The sequence below is a fragment of the Streptosporangium amethystogenes genome (assembly GCF_000721075.1).
Taxonomy (GTDB): domain Bacteria; phylum Actinomycetota; class Actinomycetes; order Streptosporangiales; family Streptosporangiaceae; genus Streptosporangium; species Streptosporangium amethystogenes.
Window position 1 is genome coordinate 82,029 of the sequence record NZ_JOEQ01000012.1, and the last position, 14,977, is coordinate 97,005.

The window sequence follows — 14,977 nt, forward strand, 5'->3', positions numbered from 1 at the left end:
CCGGCCCGGCGGGACTCACCCCCCGAGGAGTGTGTCCACGAAGACCTCGGGATCGAACGGGGCAAGGTCGTCGGGACCCTCGCCGAGGCCGACCAGCTTGACCGGGACGCCCAGCTCGCGCTGGACGGAGATGATGATGCCGCCCTTGGCGGTGCCGTCGAGCTTGGTCAGGGCGATGCCGGTGATGTTGACCACCTCGGCGAACACCTGGGCCTGACGCATGCCGTTCTGGCCCGTGGTGGCGTCGAGGACGAGCAGGACCTCGTCGACGGTGGCCTTCTTCTCGATGACGCGCTTGACCTTGCCGAGCTCGTCCATCAGGCCGGTCTTGGTGTGCAACCGCCCGGCGGTGTCGACGATCACCACATCGGCCTTCTCGCTGATGCCCTCGGCGACGGCGTCGAAGGCCACCGAGGCGGGGTCGCCGCCCTCCGGGCCACGTACCACCGCGGCTCCGACCCGGTCTCCCCAGGTCTGCAGCTGGTCGGCGGCGGCGGCACGGAAGGTGTCGGCGGCGCCCAGCACAACCTTGCCGCCGTCGCCGATGAGGACGCGCGCCAGCTTGCCCGTGGTGGTGGTCTTGCCGGTGCCGTTGACCCCGACCACGAGCACCACCGCGGGACGCTCACCGTGCGGCTTGACGTGCAGCGTACGGTCCATGTCGGTGCCGATCTGGGTGAGCAGCTGCTCCCTGAGCAGGGCGCGTGCCTCCTCGGGGGTCCGGCTGCCCAGCACCTTCACCCGGGTACGCAGCTCGTCGACCATCGCCCGGGTCGGCGCCACGCCGACGTCCGCGGTGATCAGGGTCTCCTCGATCTCGTCCCAGGCGTCGTCGTCGAGACGGTCACGGGAGAGCAGTTCCAGGAGCCCCTTACCCAGGGTGCTCTGCGACCGGGCCAGCCGGGCGCGGAGCCGCACCATCCGGCCGGCGGACGGCGGCGGGATCTCGATCTCCGGGATGACGACGACCTCGGGCTCGACCGGCCTGGCCGGCGGCGGCACGGTGGTCGTCGCCTCGTCGTCCATGACCGCGCCCTTGCCGGGGGCCCGCGTCTCCTCGGGGACCGGCGGCGCCTCGGGCGCCTCGACCCGCGGCGGCGCGCTGGTGCCCCCCCTCCTGAACAGCAGGAGCATGCCGCCGGCCGCCAGCAGGGCGACGACGACGATGATCGCGATTATGCCGAGATAGGCTTCCACAAGACCACAGTTTTCCAGACGCCCCGGGATGCTCCGACCTCAAGGGGTCCGGATGGGTTCGCGGTTCCTCACCGTCGGTCACCACCTCGCCGCGCGGACCGTCCAGAACCGTCCACGAAAACCCGGCTTAGAACACCGGAACGGGCTCGCGGCCGCCCGGCCCTCCGGAACCCCGGGCAGGCTCACGACCGCCCGGTCCCGCACCGTCCGGTCTCTCCGGAGCCCCGGAGGTTCAGGCGGACTCGTTCTCCCTCAGGCGCTGGCTGATGACCTGGGTGACGCCGTCCCCACGCATCGACACGCCGTACAGCGCGTCGGCGATCTCCATGGTGCGCTTCTGGTGGGTGATGATGATGATCTGCGAGGTCTGCCGGAGTTCCTCGAAGAGGGTGAGCAGGCGCTGGGTGTTGGTGTCGTCCAGCGCGGCCTCGACCTCGTCCATCACGTAGAACGGCGAGGGCCGTGCCTTGAAGATGGACACGAGGAACGCCACCGCGGTCAGCGACCGCTCGCCACCGGACAGCAGCGACAGCCGCTTGACCTTCTTGCCCGGTGGCCGGGCCTCGACCTCGACACCGGTGGTCAGCATGTCCTCCGGATCGGTGAGCAGCAGCCTGCCCTCACCACCGGGGAACACTCGCGTGAAGATCGTCTCGAACTCGCGGGCCACGTCCGCGAAGGCGGCGCCGAAGACCTGTTCGACCCGCTCGTCGACCTCCTTGACCACGAGCAGCAGGTCGCGGCGGGTCTTCTTGAGGTCTTCCAGCTGCGAGGTGAGAAACGAGTGCCGCTCCTCAAGAGCCGCGAACTCCTCAAGCGCGAGCGGGTTGACCTTGCCGAGCTGGGCCATCTGCCGGTCGGCCACCCTGGCCCGTTTGAGCTGCTCCTCGCGGTCGTAGGGGACGGGCTCGCCGTCCACCGTCGGGACCGGCTCGCCGGGGCCGTACTCGGCGATGAGGGTGTCCGCCTCGACGCCGTACTCCTCCACCGCCCGCTCCTGGAGCTGCTCCAGCCGGAGCCGCTGCTCGGTGCGGGCCACCTCGCTGCCGTGTGCCCGGTTGACCAGCTTGTCCAGCTCACCGGTGAGCTCGCGGACCCGGATCCTGACCGCCTTGAGCGAGGCGTCGACCTGCCCGCGGGCCCGCTCCGCCTCGTCGCGCTCTCCCGCGGCGGCGGCCAGGGATGCCTCCAGCGTGCGCAGCGCCAGCTCCGCGCCCCTGACGACCGCCTGGGCCACCCGAGCCTGCTCGCGCCGCCGTTCCCTGCGCTCGGCCGCCCTGGACCTCTCCTCGCGCTCACGCTCCGCGGCGCGCGTCAGCTCCTCCGCCCTGCCGTCGATGCCCCTGACCCGCTCCTCCGCCGTCCGTACCGTGAGGCGGGCCTCCATCTCGTCCTGCCTGGCCGTCGCGCAGATCTCGGCGAGTTCGTCCCGCAGGTCGGTGCTGGGCTCACTCTCCAGTTCCTCGGCACCCACGGCCGCGGCGAGCCGCTCCTCCAGCTCGGCGAGACCGGCCGCGTCACGGTCCCGCGCCTCCTCGGCGGCCCGTACGCCCGCTGCCAGGCGCTCGTACTCGTCCCGGGCCGCCCTGGCGGCGGCGTCCAGCTGGGCGAGCCGCCTGGCCACCGCGGCGACCTTCTGGTCCGCGTCGCGCTGCCTCGCCCTGACCTGGTCCAGTGCGGCCTGTGCCGCGTTGACCCCGGCCTGCGTGTTCTGCACTCCCGTCTGTGCCTCGGCGACCCGCGCCTGGGCGTCCTCGACCGCGAGCTGCGCCTCCCCCTCGGCCTCCGCGCTCTCCTCCAGCTCCGTCGCCGCGAGCTCGGCGGCGACCCTGGCCTCGGCCAGGTCGGCGGTCGCCTCGTCGAGCGCGGCCCGCATCTGAATGGCGGAGGTGGCGCCCGCCGAACCGCCGCCGGCGGCGGCGTGAGCCCCCAGGAGGTCGCCGGAGCGGGTGACGGCCCGCAGCCCGGGATACTGCTCGACCGTCTTCCTCGCGGTCGCGAGGTCGTCCACGACCAGCACGTCCGCCAGCAGGTGAGTGGCGGCGGCCCGCAGCTCGGTGGAGACCGTGACCAGGTCGATCGCCCACTCCGCGCCCGCCTGCGGCACCTGACCCGGCGGGGCCGCCGCCTCACCTGCGGCGATGACGAGGCCGGCCTGGCCGCCGTCGCGCCCCCGGAGGAACTCGATGGCGTCGGCCGCGCTCTGCAGCGACTCGACGGCGACTGCCTCGGCGGCGGCCCCGAGCACGGCGGCGACGGCCACCTCGGCACCGGGCCGCACCGACAACATGGTCGCCACCGGCCCGAGCACCCCGGCCAGGTCGGCGGCGAGCAGCGCGGCGCCGCCGTCGGCACCACCGGCCAGGCCCATCTCCAGCGCCTCGAACCTGGCCTCCAGCGCGGCCACCTGGCGCTGCGCCTGCTGGTCGGCCTTGCGGGCCGCGGCGAGGGCGGCCCTGGCGGCGCCGAGCGCGGCGTTCGGGCCCGCGACGGCCGCCTTGGCCTCCTCTACCCCGGCCCTGGCCGACTCGACGGACTCCCTGGCCTGCTCGACCGTCTCCAGGGCGATCTCCAGCTCCTCGGCGAGGGCCGGATCGGCGGTCGGCTCGGCCATCTCCTGGTTGTCGTGCTCGGCGCGGGCCTCCTCGGCGCGCTGTTCGGCCTCTTCCAGCGAGCGCCGCAGCCGGCCGATCTCCTCCTCGGCGGCCCCCGCCCGGCTGCGCGCCGCCCCGACCTGCCCCCTGAGCCTGGCCAGGCCCTCGCGCCGGTCGGCGGCGGCCCTGGCCTCCGTGGCCAGCCGCCGCTCCTCGGCGGCGAGTGCGGCCTCGGTCTCGGTACGCCTGGCCACGGTTTCCGCGAGCGACTCCCGCTCCCCCTCAAGCAGCTCGACCAGGACCCGCTCCTGCTCGCGGACCTCCTCGGCCTCACGTTCGAAGTCCTCCGGGTCGCGTCCCCGCCGCTCCACCGCGGTGTCGGTGGCGTGCCGGTGCCGCTCGGCGGCGAGTCCCGCCAGGCCCCTGAGACGCTCGCGGAGGGAGGAGAGCCGGAAGAACGTCTCCTGCGCGGCGGCCAGGCGCGGCTGGGCCTCGGCCTCGGTGGCCTCCAGCTCGGCCTCGGCGGCCTGGCCCTGCTCCAGCTCGGTCTCCACCGCGGTACGGCGGGCGAGGACCGCCGCCTCGTCGGCCATCTCCCGTTCCAGGGTGGTCCGCAGGGTGAGCACGTCGTCGGCGAGCAGCCGGAGCCTGGCGTCGCGGAGGTCCGCCTGGATGACGGCGGCCTTGCGGGCGATCTCGGCCTGACGGCCCAGCGGTTTGAGCTGGCGGCGCAGCTCGGTGGTGAGGTCCTGTACCCGGGTCATGTTGGCCTGCATCGCGTCGAGCTTCCGCAGCGCCTTCTCCTTGCGCTTGCGGTGCTTCAGGACGCCCGCGGCCTCCTCGATGAACGCCCGGCGCTCCTCCGGTCCCGCGTGCAGCACCTGGTCGAGCTGGCCCTGGCCGACGATGACGTGCATCTCGCGGCCGATGCCGGAGTCGGACAGCAGCTCCTGGATGTCGAGCAGGCGGCAGGTGTCGCCGTTGATGGCGTACTCGCTCTGACCGGCCCTGAACATCAGGCGGCTGATCGTCACCTCGGTGTAGTCGATCGGGAGCATGCCGTCGGTGTTGTCGATGGTCAGCGTGACCTCGGCGCGGCCCAGCGGTGCCCGCGAGGAGGTGCCGGCGAAGATGACGTCCTCCATCTTGCCGCCGCGCAACGACTTGGCGCTGTGCTCCCCCATGACCCAGGCCAGGGCGTCGACCACGTTGGACTTGCCGGATCCGTTGGGACCGACGACCGCGGTGATGCCCGGCTCGAAGCGGAGCGTGGTGGCCGAGGCGAAGGACTTGAAACCGCGCAGGGTAAGGGTCTTGAGATACAAAGAGAGCCCCCATTCACGGTGTGGCCGCGCCGGCCCGCGTGTCACGCGCCGCGCCCCGGGCGCCGATGAACGCGTCTTCCCCTGTCAGCCCACGGCTTCGCCAACGCGGGAAGACTACCGTTCTTCACCCGCACCCGCCCGCACACCGCCTATGGTGCCCTGCATGAACGCGGAACGCGGTGCTGGCGGAGCTCCGTCACGCCCATCGAGCGGCAGGGGTCATCTCGGGCGGCGTGCCTTCCTGGTGGGCGGCGGGCTGGCCGCGCTGGGCCTCGGCGGCGCCGCGCTGGCGGCCGGCCCGGACGGCATCAGGGGGGCGTACGCCCAGATCGTCTGCGGCGCGGTCCCCGTGCCCCCGGTGACGTCTCCTGGAACGCTCCAGCGTAGCCGGGTCGACCGGCGCCGGGTCATCGTCGGAATGCCTCCGGGGGCGACGGACGGGCTGCCTGTGGTGATCATGCTTCACGGGGCCGCTGGTGACGCGCGCACGCCGTTCGACGTCTACGCGATCGACCGCTACCTGGCAGCCGGGGGCGGGCGCTTCGCGCTGGCCTCCATCGACGACTGGCCCTCCGCCGACATCCCGGGAACCCTGCTGCCCTACCTGAGCATGAACGGGATGGACACCGCGAAGATCGGGCTGATGGGCTGGTCGGCGGGCGGCGCGGGGGCGCTGAGGCTGGCCGCGGAGCTGGGACCCGCACAGGTGGGGGCGGTGGTCGCGGCGTCGCCGGCGGTGAGCGCGGCGCAGGCACCGCTGCGCGAACTCGTGAACATCCCGGTCTGGCTGGGGTGTGGGGAGCGCGACGCGTGGGCACGGCAGACCCAGACCATGCTGAAAGCCCTGAAGGCACTGGGTGCCACTGCCGAGGGAGGGATCAGCGAAGGATGCCAGGACACGGCCTACCGCCGCAGGGTGTTACCCGAGCAGCTGGCCTTCCTCGCACGACATATATGACATATAGGACATATGGGACGTAAATAATAAATGTGACAAGGGACGCCCCGGTGAGGCGTCCCCGGACAGTGTGTTCCGCCCCGACCCCGTTAGGTGAGAGCCGGCTCGCGATCCTGCAGACGGTTGAACTCCTCGTCGCGGGCACTCGCCGCGAGTTCGTCGTTCTGGGCCTGGAGCCGGGTGAGCTCTCCCTCGAGATCACGGATGCGCTGCTGGAGACGACGCATTTCCGAGACCATACGAGGGTCGGGACCGCCGACGTGGCCTAGTAGAGCCTTCGCCATAGTAAAGGGTCCTCCACGCTGAGTGACCAGACTGGTTCGCGCACTTCTTTGCCGCGGGAGGGGTGCGCGTGGTTCTTTGTCAAGAGTCGCACCGGTGAGGGAGACGGTCAAGCTGAACGCTCCGAATGGATGCACCAGTAGGCACTCTCGACAGTCAACTATACCGTATTTTGGGCGGTTTGGGAAAGTGGTCAGCGCTCGACAAAACCCTCGAGAATGCCTTTGAACTCGCTCCAACGTTCGACGACCCCGTCCACCCTGCCGGGCGTCTCACCGCCCCTGAGCAGCTCAAGCAGCATCGCGCAGGACTTCTCAGGCCCCTGCGCGACCACCTCCACCCGGCCGTCGGCCGTGTTGCGCGCCCAGCCGACCAGGCCGAGCTCCAGTGCCCTGGACCGCGTCCACCAGCGGAAACCCACACCCTGCACGTGACCCCTGACCCAGGCGGTCAGCCGCACGTCCGTCACGCCGCGGCCCTCCTCGGCCTGGGCTGGCAGCGAGGACAGCTGTAGGAGGAGCGGTTCATGAACGACTCGCGAACGATCGGGGCACCGCACCGCGGGCAGGGCTCGTCGCGCCTGCCGTAGACCGCCAGGGAACGGTCGAAGTAACCGCTCTCACCATTGACATTCACGTAAAGACTGTCGAAGGATGTGCCGCCCTCGGCCAGTGCGGCGGACATCACCGCCCTGGCCGCGCCCAGCAACTCGTCGATCTTCGGCTTGGTCAGCGTTCCGGTGGGCCGGGTGCCGTGCAACCCGGCCCGCCAGAGAGCCTCGTCGGCGTAGATGTTGCCGACACCGCTGATCAGCGACTGGTCCAGCAGTGCGCGCTTGACCTCGGTCTGCCGGGCACGCAGCCGGCGGGCGAACGCCTCGTCGTCGAAATGCCCCTCGAACGGGTCGGCCGCGATGTGCGCGATCGGCTCGGGCACCACCCGGCCGCCGGCCCGGGTCATGGCGGTCACCAGCACGTGGCCGAAGGTCCGCTGGTCGACGAAGCGCAGCTCCGGGCCACCGTCGGTGAAGCCGATCCGGACCCGCAGGTGCTTCTCCGGTGCCGTGTCCGGCTCCACGACCAGCAGCTGACCGCTCATCCCGAGGTGCGCCAGGATGGCGTCGGGGCCGTCCAGCGGCAGCCAGAGGTACTTACCCCTGCGCTCCGCCGCACCGACGGTGCGGCCCTTCAACCGGGTGGAGAACTCCTCCGCTCCGGGCAGGTGCCGTCTGATCGCCCTCGGGTGGAGCACCTCGGCGTGGGCGACGACCCTGCCGGAAACCCACCGCTCCAGGCCACGGCGTACCACCTCGACCTCGGGCAGTTCGGGCATGCACCCCTCCTTGGGCGACGGGTCAGCCGGCTTCGCGTCTGTCGCGGTCCTGGCGGATCCTGTTCCAGGCCGCCTCCGCGGCCTGCTGCTCGGCTTCCTTCTTCGAGCGGCCGGATCCCGAACCGTACCCCTCTCCGCCGACGCGAACGACCGCGGTGAAGGACTTGGCGTGGTCGGGGCCGCTCTCCTCAACATGGTATTCGGGCACGCCGAGCGACTCGGAGGCGGTGAGCTCCTGCAGGGAGGTCTTCCAGTCGAGCCCGGCGCCGAGCGAGGCGGAGCGGGTGATGAGGGGATCGAAGAGCAGGTGGACGACACGGAACGCCTCGTCCAGCCCCCTGTTCACGTAGATCGCGCCGATGAGCGCCTCAAGGGTGTCCGCGAGGATCGAGGACTTGTCGCGCCCCCCGGTACCCTCCTCACCCCGGCCGAGCCGCAGGAAACGGCCGAGGCCCAGCGAGCGGGCCACGTCGGCGAGGGCGCGCATGTTCACCACCGCGGCCCTGAGCTTGGCCAGCTGCCCCTCGGGCAGGTCGGGGTGGTTGCGGTAGAGGGTGTCGGTGACGACCAGGCCCAGCACCGAGTCGCCCAGGAACTCCAGGCGTTCGTTGGTCGGCAGGCCGCCGTTCTCGTACGCGTAGGAGCGGTGCGTCAGCGCACGCTCCAGGATGGCGACGTCCAGACGCACCGACAGCAGGCGCTCAAGCTCGTCCTTGACGAACTCGACGGCGACCGGTTTGACACTCGTACCCACGACTTCTCCTCGCACGCTCTCTCGTCGAAATGTGCGATGGCGAAGAAACGAGAGATGCCCGAAGACGTGGTGGGCGCCGGGAGGGCACGCGTTCTACCGCGAACCCCGGCGTCCACCACAACCGCGGGCGGACCGCCATCGCAGGGTGGGCGGACGATGACGCCGACCGGGCCGGAAAGGACCCGGCCGGCATCCGTCTGTCAGACTGCGATCAGGCGGAGGGCTCGATCACCTGACGGCGGTTGTAGGTGCCGCAGGTCGGGCACGCCACGTGCGGACGCTTCGGCGAGCGGCACTGGGGGCAGCTCACGAGCGAAACCGCGGCGGCCTTCCACTGCGACCTGCGGGAGCGAGTGTTGCTCCGCGACATCTTGCGCTTGGGGACAGCCACGTCAGCTCTCCTGATCGTTGTTATGTTCCGGAATCAGACCTTGCAGCTTCGCCCAGCGGGCGTCGACCACCTCGTGGCCGTGGTCAGGCTCGGCATCTGCCAGCCTGACCCCGCACTGCACGCAGAGTCCGGTGCAGTCCTCACCGCAGACCGGGCTCAACGGCAGTGTGAGCACCACCGCGTCGCGAAACGCGGGTTCGAGGTCGAGAAGTTCACCGGCGAGAAGCGAGTCACCCTCGGCAGCATCCTCTGCCGAGTAGAAGAACAGCTCCTGGAAGCCCACCTCGGCTTGCGAGATGACCGGCTCCAGGCAGCGTGCGCACTCCCCCCGCAGCGGGGTTTGCGCAGTGCCCGTGACGAGCACACCCTCCATGACCGCCTCAAGCCGGATGTCCAGCTCGACTTCGGCGTCCTTGGGAACGCCGATCATGTCGACGCCGATGTCCGCCGGTGCCGGGAGAACGAGGTCCATCCGCCGCATCGACCCTGGTCGTCGCCCCAGGTCATGGGTCGAGATCACCCATGGGGCTCGGGGGTCAAGGTTGGGATGAGTCATTTCACTCTCATTAGGCATGGCGCATCATCGCCATCGTGCAAGGCCGAAACAAGAGAATAGCAGGGACTAGCCCCTGAGCCGTTCGACCAGGAGTTCCTGGACAAGATCGGGAACTAGCCCGGCCACGCTCCCACCATACTTGACGATCTCCTTGATGCGGCTGGAGGACAGGAAGGAGACCTCGGGCCCGGTGGCCATGAACAGGGTCTCCACCCCGGACATCCGGTAGTTGAGCTGCGCCATCTGGAGCTCGTAGTCGAAGTCGCTGATCGCGCGCAGGCCCTTCACGATGGCGGGGATCTCCTGCTGCCTGCAGTAGTCGACCAGGAGGCCGTGGAACTTGTCCACGCGGACGTTCCCGTACTCCTTGGTGACCGTCTGGAGAGTCTGGATACGTTCGTCCACCGTGAAGAGGCTCTTCTTCTCGATGTTGATCAGTACGGCCACGACGACCTCGTCGTACTGCCGGGAAGCCCGGCCGATGATGTCCAGATGACCGTTCGTGACGGGATCGAAGGATCCCGGACAGACAACGCGACGCAAGGTGGACTCCCTGCTCTTAAGGATTCCCGGCGGCGCGACCGTACCAAACGGCCGCTTCACCGTAACGACGGACCCTCTCCTCTTCGTACCCCACCGGCCAGCGGAGGTCCCCTCCCCGGCTCTCCCTTTCCACCGCGACGAGCGCGTCCTCGGCCAGCCAGCCTCGGTCGCGCAGCAGTTCGAGCACCGTCCCCACCTCCTCGTCGCCCAGCGCGTACGGCGGGTCGGCGAGGACGAGGTGGTACGGCTCCCCGGTGTCCCCGACACCCCTGGCCAGCAGCCGCTCGACCCTGTCGGCGGCGACCTCGACCCCGGACAGCCCCAGCGCGGTGACGTTCTGCCTGATCGTCCGGATCGCCCTGGCGTCCGACTCCACCAGGAGCACCCGGGCGGCCCCCCGGGAGAGCGCCTCAAGCCCGAGCGCGCCCGAGCCCGCGTAGAGGTCGAGCACCCGGCACCCCTCCAGCGGGCCGATCAGCGACCCCACCGTGGAGAAGATCCCCTCCCTGGCCCTGTCGCTCGTGGGGCGGGTCCCCCGCCCCGGCGGCACTGCCAGCCGCCGTCCCCCTGCGCTTCCCGCGATGACTCGGCTCACCCGGACATCCTCTCAGTGCCGCCGCCCGATGCCGTCGGCCACCGCCCGTCCCCGTCCCCGTCACCGGTTCCGACACCGGTCCCCGGAGGCACCCAGGTCCGCCGGACGCAGCACGGCGTGTCGCGACGCATCACATAACCGCAGGTCAAAAGGGTCCTGCTAGGTGATCTAGGTCAAGAGTGGGCAAGGAGTGGCGACGAAAGCGTAAGGGTCGTTCCGTCAGGTGCCGGTCCCTTGCATGATGATTCCTGCGGCCTCCAAGTGACCCAGGGGGAGGCCGACCGGCGTGATCGTGAGCCCTTCCGCACGCCGGTGCTCTCGGCACCTGACCCGGGAGTGGGCCCAGGCGGGGACGGCATTCGGGGGGAGGCCGTCCCCGCAGTTGGGCCCGGCGCATCCGCCGGCCAGGGCCGCGAGACCCCGCGGGGCCACCGCCCCGACGGGCATCGCCTCCGCCGGTCGTTCAGGTCTTCTCCAGGTACTCGGCGCGCTCGTCCGCCAGGAGCCTGTCGATCTCCGCGCGGAGCACGGGGTGCCCCGCCAGTTCGGGGTCGGCCTCCAGCATCGCCTCGGCGTCCAGGCGCGCGGCGTGGATGACGTCCTCGTCGCGGAGGAGCCTGAGCATCTTCAGCGACGACCTGCGCCCCGACTGGGCCACCCCGAGCACATCACCCTCCCTGCGCTGTTCCAGGTCGACACGGGACAGCTCAAAGCCGTCCAGGGTGGCCGCCACGGCGTCGAGCCGCGCCCTGGCGGGCGTGCCGCTGGGGGAGTCGGTCACCAGCAGGCAGAGACCGGGCAGCCCGCCGCGGCCGACCCGGCCGCGGAGCTGGTGGAGCTGCGAGACGCCGAACCTGTCGGCGTCCATGATGACCATGACCGAGGAGTTGGGGACGTCCACGCCGACCTCGATGACCGTGGTCGCCACCAGCACGTCGATCTCTCCCCTGGTGAACGCCTTCATCACCGCGTCCTTCTCCTCGGGAGGGAGCTTGCCGTGGAGCACCTCCGTGCGGAGCCCCAGCAGCGGCCCCCGCGAGAGCGTCTCGGCCACGTCGAGCACCGCCAGCGGCGGCCTGCGCTCGTCGTCGGTCTTCGACATGTCGCCCTCGTCGCCCTCCAGGTCGCCGATGCGCGGGCACACGACGTAGGCCTGGCGGCCCAGCCCGATCTCCTCGCGCAGCCGGGTCCAGGCGCGGTCGAGGAAGTGCGGCTTCTCCGCGGCGGGAACCACGTGCGTGGTGATCGGGGCACGCCCGGAGGGCAGCTGGGAGAGCGTGGAGACCGTGAGGTCGCCGAATACCGTCATGGCGACCGTGCGGGGGATGGGGGTGGCGGTCATGACCAGCACGTGCGGGCGACCGTCCCCGGCCTTCTCGCGAAGCGCGTCGCGCTGCTCGACGCCGAACCTGTGCTGCTCGTCGACCACGACCAGGCCGAGATCGGCGAACTGGACCCGTTCCTGCAGGACCGCGTGGGTGCCGACGACGATGCCCGCCGTGCCCGAGGCCGCGTCGAGCATGGCCGAGCGGCGGGCCGCGGCGCCCAGCGAGCCGGTCAGCAGGGCGACCGCGGTGCCGCCGAACATGCCACCGGTGGCCAGGTCGCCGAGCATGGCCGAGATCGACCGGTGATGCTGCTGGGCGAGCACCTCGGTGGGCGCCAGCAGCACGGCCTGCCCCCCGGCGTCGACCACCTGGAGCATCGCGCGCAGCGCGACGACGGTCTTGCCCGCCCCGACCTCGCCCTGGAGCAGCCGGTGCATGGGGTGGGCCATGGCCAGATCGGCCGCGACCTCCTCGCCCACCTCGCGCTGCCCCTCGGTCAGCTCGAACGGCAGCCGCTTGTCGAAGTCGGCGAGCAGCCCGTCGGGGATCGCGGGCCTGGGGGTGGCGGGCCAGGAGGCCGCGGCCATCCGGCGCTGCAACAGCACCGCCTGAAGCAGGAACGCCTCGTCGAACCTGAGCCGCTTGCGCGCCCTGGCCACGTCGGCGTGGTCGCGCGGCCGGTGGACGGCCAGCAGCGCGTCCGACAGACCTGGGAGCCGGTGCCGGGCGCGCAACTCCTCGGGAAGCGGGTCGTCGAGCTCGCCCATCGTGTCGAGGACGACACCCAGCGCCCTGCGGATGGCCCAGGGCGTCACGTCCTTGCCCGCCGGGTAGATCGGCACGAGCGCGGCGGCGAACTCCTCGGCCCCCGCCTCGCTCTCCTCGATCATCTCGAACTCGGGGTGGGAGAGCTGCCACTTGCGCTTCTCGCCCTGGCCGAAGGCGCCGACCTTCCCGGCGAACATGCCGCGACTGCCCGGCCGCAGCCGCGTCTCCGCGATGTGGGACGCCTTCCCGAAGAACGACAGGTAGATCTTGCTGCGGCGGGCGTCGACGACCTCGACCTCCAGCCAGGTGCCGCCCTTGTTCCGCATCGGCCTGCGCATCGCCCTGGTGACCTCGCCCACCACCGTGACGTGCTCGTCGACCCGCAGGTCGTCGAGGTCGGTCAGCTCACCCCGCTCGGCGTAGCGCCGCGGATAGTGCCGCAACAGGTCGCCTACGGTGCGCAGGTCGAGAACGCTCTCCAGCAACTTGGCGGTTTTGGGGTCCAGCGCCTTCGCCAGCGGCTCGTCGAAGCTCGTCACCCCAGCTTTCTACCGTGTGCGGGAGACAGAAATCGCCCGGCCCGGCCCACGGAACGGTTCACGCGCGTCGCCCGCGAACGTCACCGGCAGGCGCGCCTGACGCCGGGCCTCGCGACGCCCTCGTCCGGCACCGGCTCATTCGACGCCGATGAGCAGCGGGTAGCCGCCCTGGCCGCCCTCGTACAGCACCACCTCGATGTCCGGCCTGGTCTCGGCCAGATGGTCCAGCACCGCGCGGGCGAGCCCCTCGGGGGCGTTGACGCCCTCCAGGACGGTCACCAGCTCGCTGCTGGAGGACACCATGCGGCCCACGACCTCCAGGGCGGTGGCTCCGAGATCCCTGCCGATCAGCGCGGCGTCCCCGTCGACCACCCCCAGGACGTCACCGGGCCCGGCCAGGCCCGCGCTCGTCATGACCTCGCGGTCGGCCACCCAGACGTGCCCGTGGCGGGTGTGCGCGGCGGCCTCGGTCATGGCCACCACGTCGTCGTCGAAGCGGCGCAGCGGATCGTGCACGGCCAGCGCCGACAGGCCCTGCACCGAGGCCCTGGTCGGGAGTACGCCGACCACCAGGCCCTCCTCCCTGGCCACCTCCGCGGCGGCGGCGGCGACCTCACGCGTCCCGCTGTCGTTGGGCAGGACCACGACCTCCGAGCCGGCCTCGCGGATGGCGGCGAGCACCGCCGCCAGCGGCGGGCTGGAGCCCGGCTCGCGGCGGACGACCACGGCCCCCGACTCCTCGAACAGCGCGGCCAGCGCGGGTCCCGCCGCCACGGCCACCACTCCCCTGCCCCGCGCGGCCGGGTGGGTCCTGCCCGCGCCGACCAGATACGTCACCCTGATCCGGTGGGGCCGCCCCAGCCGGACCGCCGCCTCGATCGCCGCGCCCGCATCGTCCACGTGGACGTGCACGTTCCACAGGTCGTCCCCACCCACGATCACCAGCGACTCACCGAGCGCGTCGAGTTCCGCACGGAGCGCCGCGACCTGTGCCGCTCCGGCCTCCAGGAGGTACATGACCTCGTAGCCGGGCCCGTCCGCGCTCTCCCCCGCGACCTCCGCGCCGATCCGGTGGGCCGGGGCGGGGATGTCCACCCGCTCGGTGTAGGAGTCGGTGACGATCGCGGCGAGGCTCTCCAGAATGATCGCCCACCCCGCGCCGCCCGCGTCGACCACCCCGTTGCGGGCCAGCACGTCGAGCTGCCCGGAGGTACGGCGGAGCGCGGAGCGCGCCTCCTCGGCCGCCCTTCTCGCGATCGAGACGAGATCTCCCCGGCCGTCGCGCACCGCCGCGGCCACCGCGGCCAGGACGCTCAGGATCGTGCCCTCGACCGGTCTGGCCACCGCGGCACGGGCCAGTTCGGCGGCTCTGACCAGGCCACGGCAGAGGTCAGTGCCACGCCCCTCGGCCTCCCTGAACACCTCGGCGAGGCCGCGTAGCGCCTGGCTGACGATCACCCCGGAGTTGCCCCGCGCGCCGAGCAGCGCTCCCTGCGCGAGCGCCTGCCAGGTGGCCGCCGTCCCCGCGTCGGCGGGCAGCCCGTCGAGCGCCTCGGCCGCGGAGAGCATGGTCAGGTGCAGGTTGGTACCGGTGTCGCCGTCGGGCACCGGGAAGACGTTGAGCGCGTCGATCTCCTCGCGTGCCTTCCCCAGCGTCTCCGCGGCCAGCCGCGACCACCTCCGCACCGAGGGCGGGTCGAGAACCTGCAGCATTCCTGCCCTCCTGCTCCTGCTCACCGGTCTTCCCTGACAGGTTCCGGCCCCGCGACCGGCACACCCTCCCCGTCCGCACAGCCCGTTCGGCCCCGATCTCAC

General features: G+C 71.5%; 13 protein-coding genes. 1 reads left to right on the forward strand and 12 read right to left on the reverse strand.

Annotated features, from left to right (window positions below; genetic code table 11):
* Positions 1-15: 15 nt before the first annotated feature.
* Both ftsY and smc read right to left on the reverse strand, forming a co-directional pair.
* Positions 16-1,197 carry a signal recognition particle-docking protein FtsY gene (gene ftsY, locus IG98_RS0118835; protein ID WP_030913551.1) on the reverse strand — a complete coding sequence of 394 codons (1,182 nt, stop codon included), beginning with the start codon at positions 1,195-1,197 and terminating at the stop codon, positions 16-18.
* A 232-nt stretch (positions 1,198-1,429) separates the two neighbouring features.
* Positions 1,430-5,116: a chromosome segregation protein SMC gene (smc, locus tag IG98_RS0118840; protein WP_030913554.1), complete on the reverse strand. Its 3,687-nt coding sequence runs from the start codon at positions 5,114-5,116 to the stop codon at positions 1,430-1,432.
* 163 nt (positions 5,117-5,279) lie between these two features.
* On the opposite strand from smc, the gene IG98_RS0118845 reads away from it, so the two are divergent.
* Positions 5,280-6,074 carry an alpha/beta hydrolase-fold protein gene (locus tag IG98_RS0118845; RefSeq protein WP_169750144.1) on the forward strand — a complete coding sequence of 265 codons (795 nt, stop codon included), beginning with the start codon at positions 5,280-5,282 and terminating at the stop codon, positions 6,072-6,074.
* Between the two features lie 89 nt (positions 6,075-6,163).
* Here the strand turns inward: IG98_RS0118845 and IG98_RS48800 are convergent, their stop codons facing one another.
* The 10 genes from IG98_RS48800 to IG98_RS0118900 form a co-directional block, all read right to left on the reverse strand.
* A complete protein-coding gene (locus IG98_RS48800; protein ID WP_084195478.1) occupies positions 6,164-6,358 on the reverse strand; it encodes a hypothetical protein in 195 nt (64 codons plus the stop codon).
* 191 nt (positions 6,359-6,549) lie between these two features.
* Positions 6,550-6,825 (reverse strand): acylphosphatase, encoded by a 276-nt coding sequence (locus IG98_RS0118855; RefSeq protein WP_030913560.1) that lies wholly within the window; start codon positions 6,823-6,825, stop codon positions 6,550-6,552.
* Positions 6,822-7,688, reverse strand: a complete 867-nt coding sequence (mutM, locus tag IG98_RS0118860) for a bifunctional DNA-formamidopyrimidine glycosylase/DNA-(apurinic or apyrimidinic site) lyase (protein WP_030913561.1) — start codon at positions 7,686-7,688, stop codon at positions 6,822-6,824. Before mutM ends, IG98_RS0118855 begins: the two co-directional genes overlap by 4 nt.
* Positions 7,689-7,710: 22 nt before the next feature.
* On the reverse strand, positions 7,711-8,385 hold the full coding sequence (rnc, locus tag IG98_RS0118865) for a ribonuclease III (RefSeq protein WP_051752506.1): 675 nt from the start codon (positions 8,383-8,385) through the stop codon (positions 7,711-7,713).
* Positions 8,386-8,653: 268 nt separating this feature from the next.
* A complete protein-coding gene (rpmF, locus tag IG98_RS0118870; RefSeq protein ID WP_012894381.1) occupies positions 8,654-8,833 on the reverse strand; it encodes a 50S ribosomal protein L32 in 180 nt (59 codons plus the stop codon).
* 1 nt (position 8,834) lies between these two features.
* Positions 8,835-9,389: a YceD family protein gene (locus IG98_RS0118875; RefSeq protein ID WP_030913568.1), complete on the reverse strand. Its 555-nt coding sequence runs from the start codon at positions 9,387-9,389 to the stop codon at positions 8,835-8,837.
* 66 nt (positions 9,390-9,455) lie between these two features.
* Positions 9,456-9,932: a pantetheine-phosphate adenylyltransferase gene (gene coaD, locus IG98_RS0118880; RefSeq protein WP_030913570.1), complete on the reverse strand. Its 477-nt coding sequence runs from the start codon at positions 9,930-9,932 to the stop codon at positions 9,456-9,458.
* A gap of 16 nt (positions 9,933-9,948) precedes the next feature.
* A complete protein-coding gene (gene rsmD / locus IG98_RS0118885) occupies positions 9,949-10,527 on the reverse strand; it encodes a 16S rRNA (guanine(966)-N(2))-methyltransferase RsmD (RefSeq protein WP_030913572.1) in 579 nt (192 codons plus the stop codon).
* A 463-nt stretch (positions 10,528-10,990) separates the two neighbouring features.
* Positions 10,991-13,162 carry an ATP-dependent DNA helicase RecG gene (gene recG / locus IG98_RS0118895; RefSeq protein ID WP_030913576.1) on the reverse strand — a complete coding sequence of 724 codons (2,172 nt, stop codon included), beginning with the start codon at positions 13,160-13,162 and terminating at the stop codon, positions 10,991-10,993.
* Between the two features lie 135 nt (positions 13,163-13,297).
* The gene (locus IG98_RS0118900; RefSeq protein WP_030913578.1) at positions 13,298-14,875 is read right to left on the reverse strand and encodes a DAK2 domain-containing protein; all 1,578 of its coding nucleotides are present in this window, start codon (positions 14,873-14,875) and stop codon (positions 13,298-13,300) included.
* Positions 14,876-14,977 lie beyond the last annotated feature (102 nt).

Coding starts and splice junctions, on each gene's coding strand:
- IG98_RS48800 (WP_084195478.1), bottom strand. CDS start 6,358: ATGGCGAAGGCTCTACTAGGCCACGTCGGCGGTCCCGACCCTCGTATG.
- IG98_RS0118845 (WP_169750144.1), top strand. CDS start 5,280: ATGAACGCGGAACGCGGTGCTGGCGGAGCTCCGTCACGCCCATCGAGC.
- IG98_RS0118875 (WP_030913568.1), bottom strand. CDS start 9,389: ATGACTCATCCCAACCTTGACCCCCGAGCCCCATGGGTGATCTCGACC.
- IG98_RS0118900 (WP_030913578.1), bottom strand. CDS start 14,875: ATGCTGCAGGTTCTCGACCCGCCCTCGGTGCGGAGGTGGTCGCGGCTG.
- mutM (WP_030913561.1), bottom strand. CDS start 7,688: ATGCCCGAACTGCCCGAGGTCGAGGTGGTACGCCGTGGCCTGGAGCGG.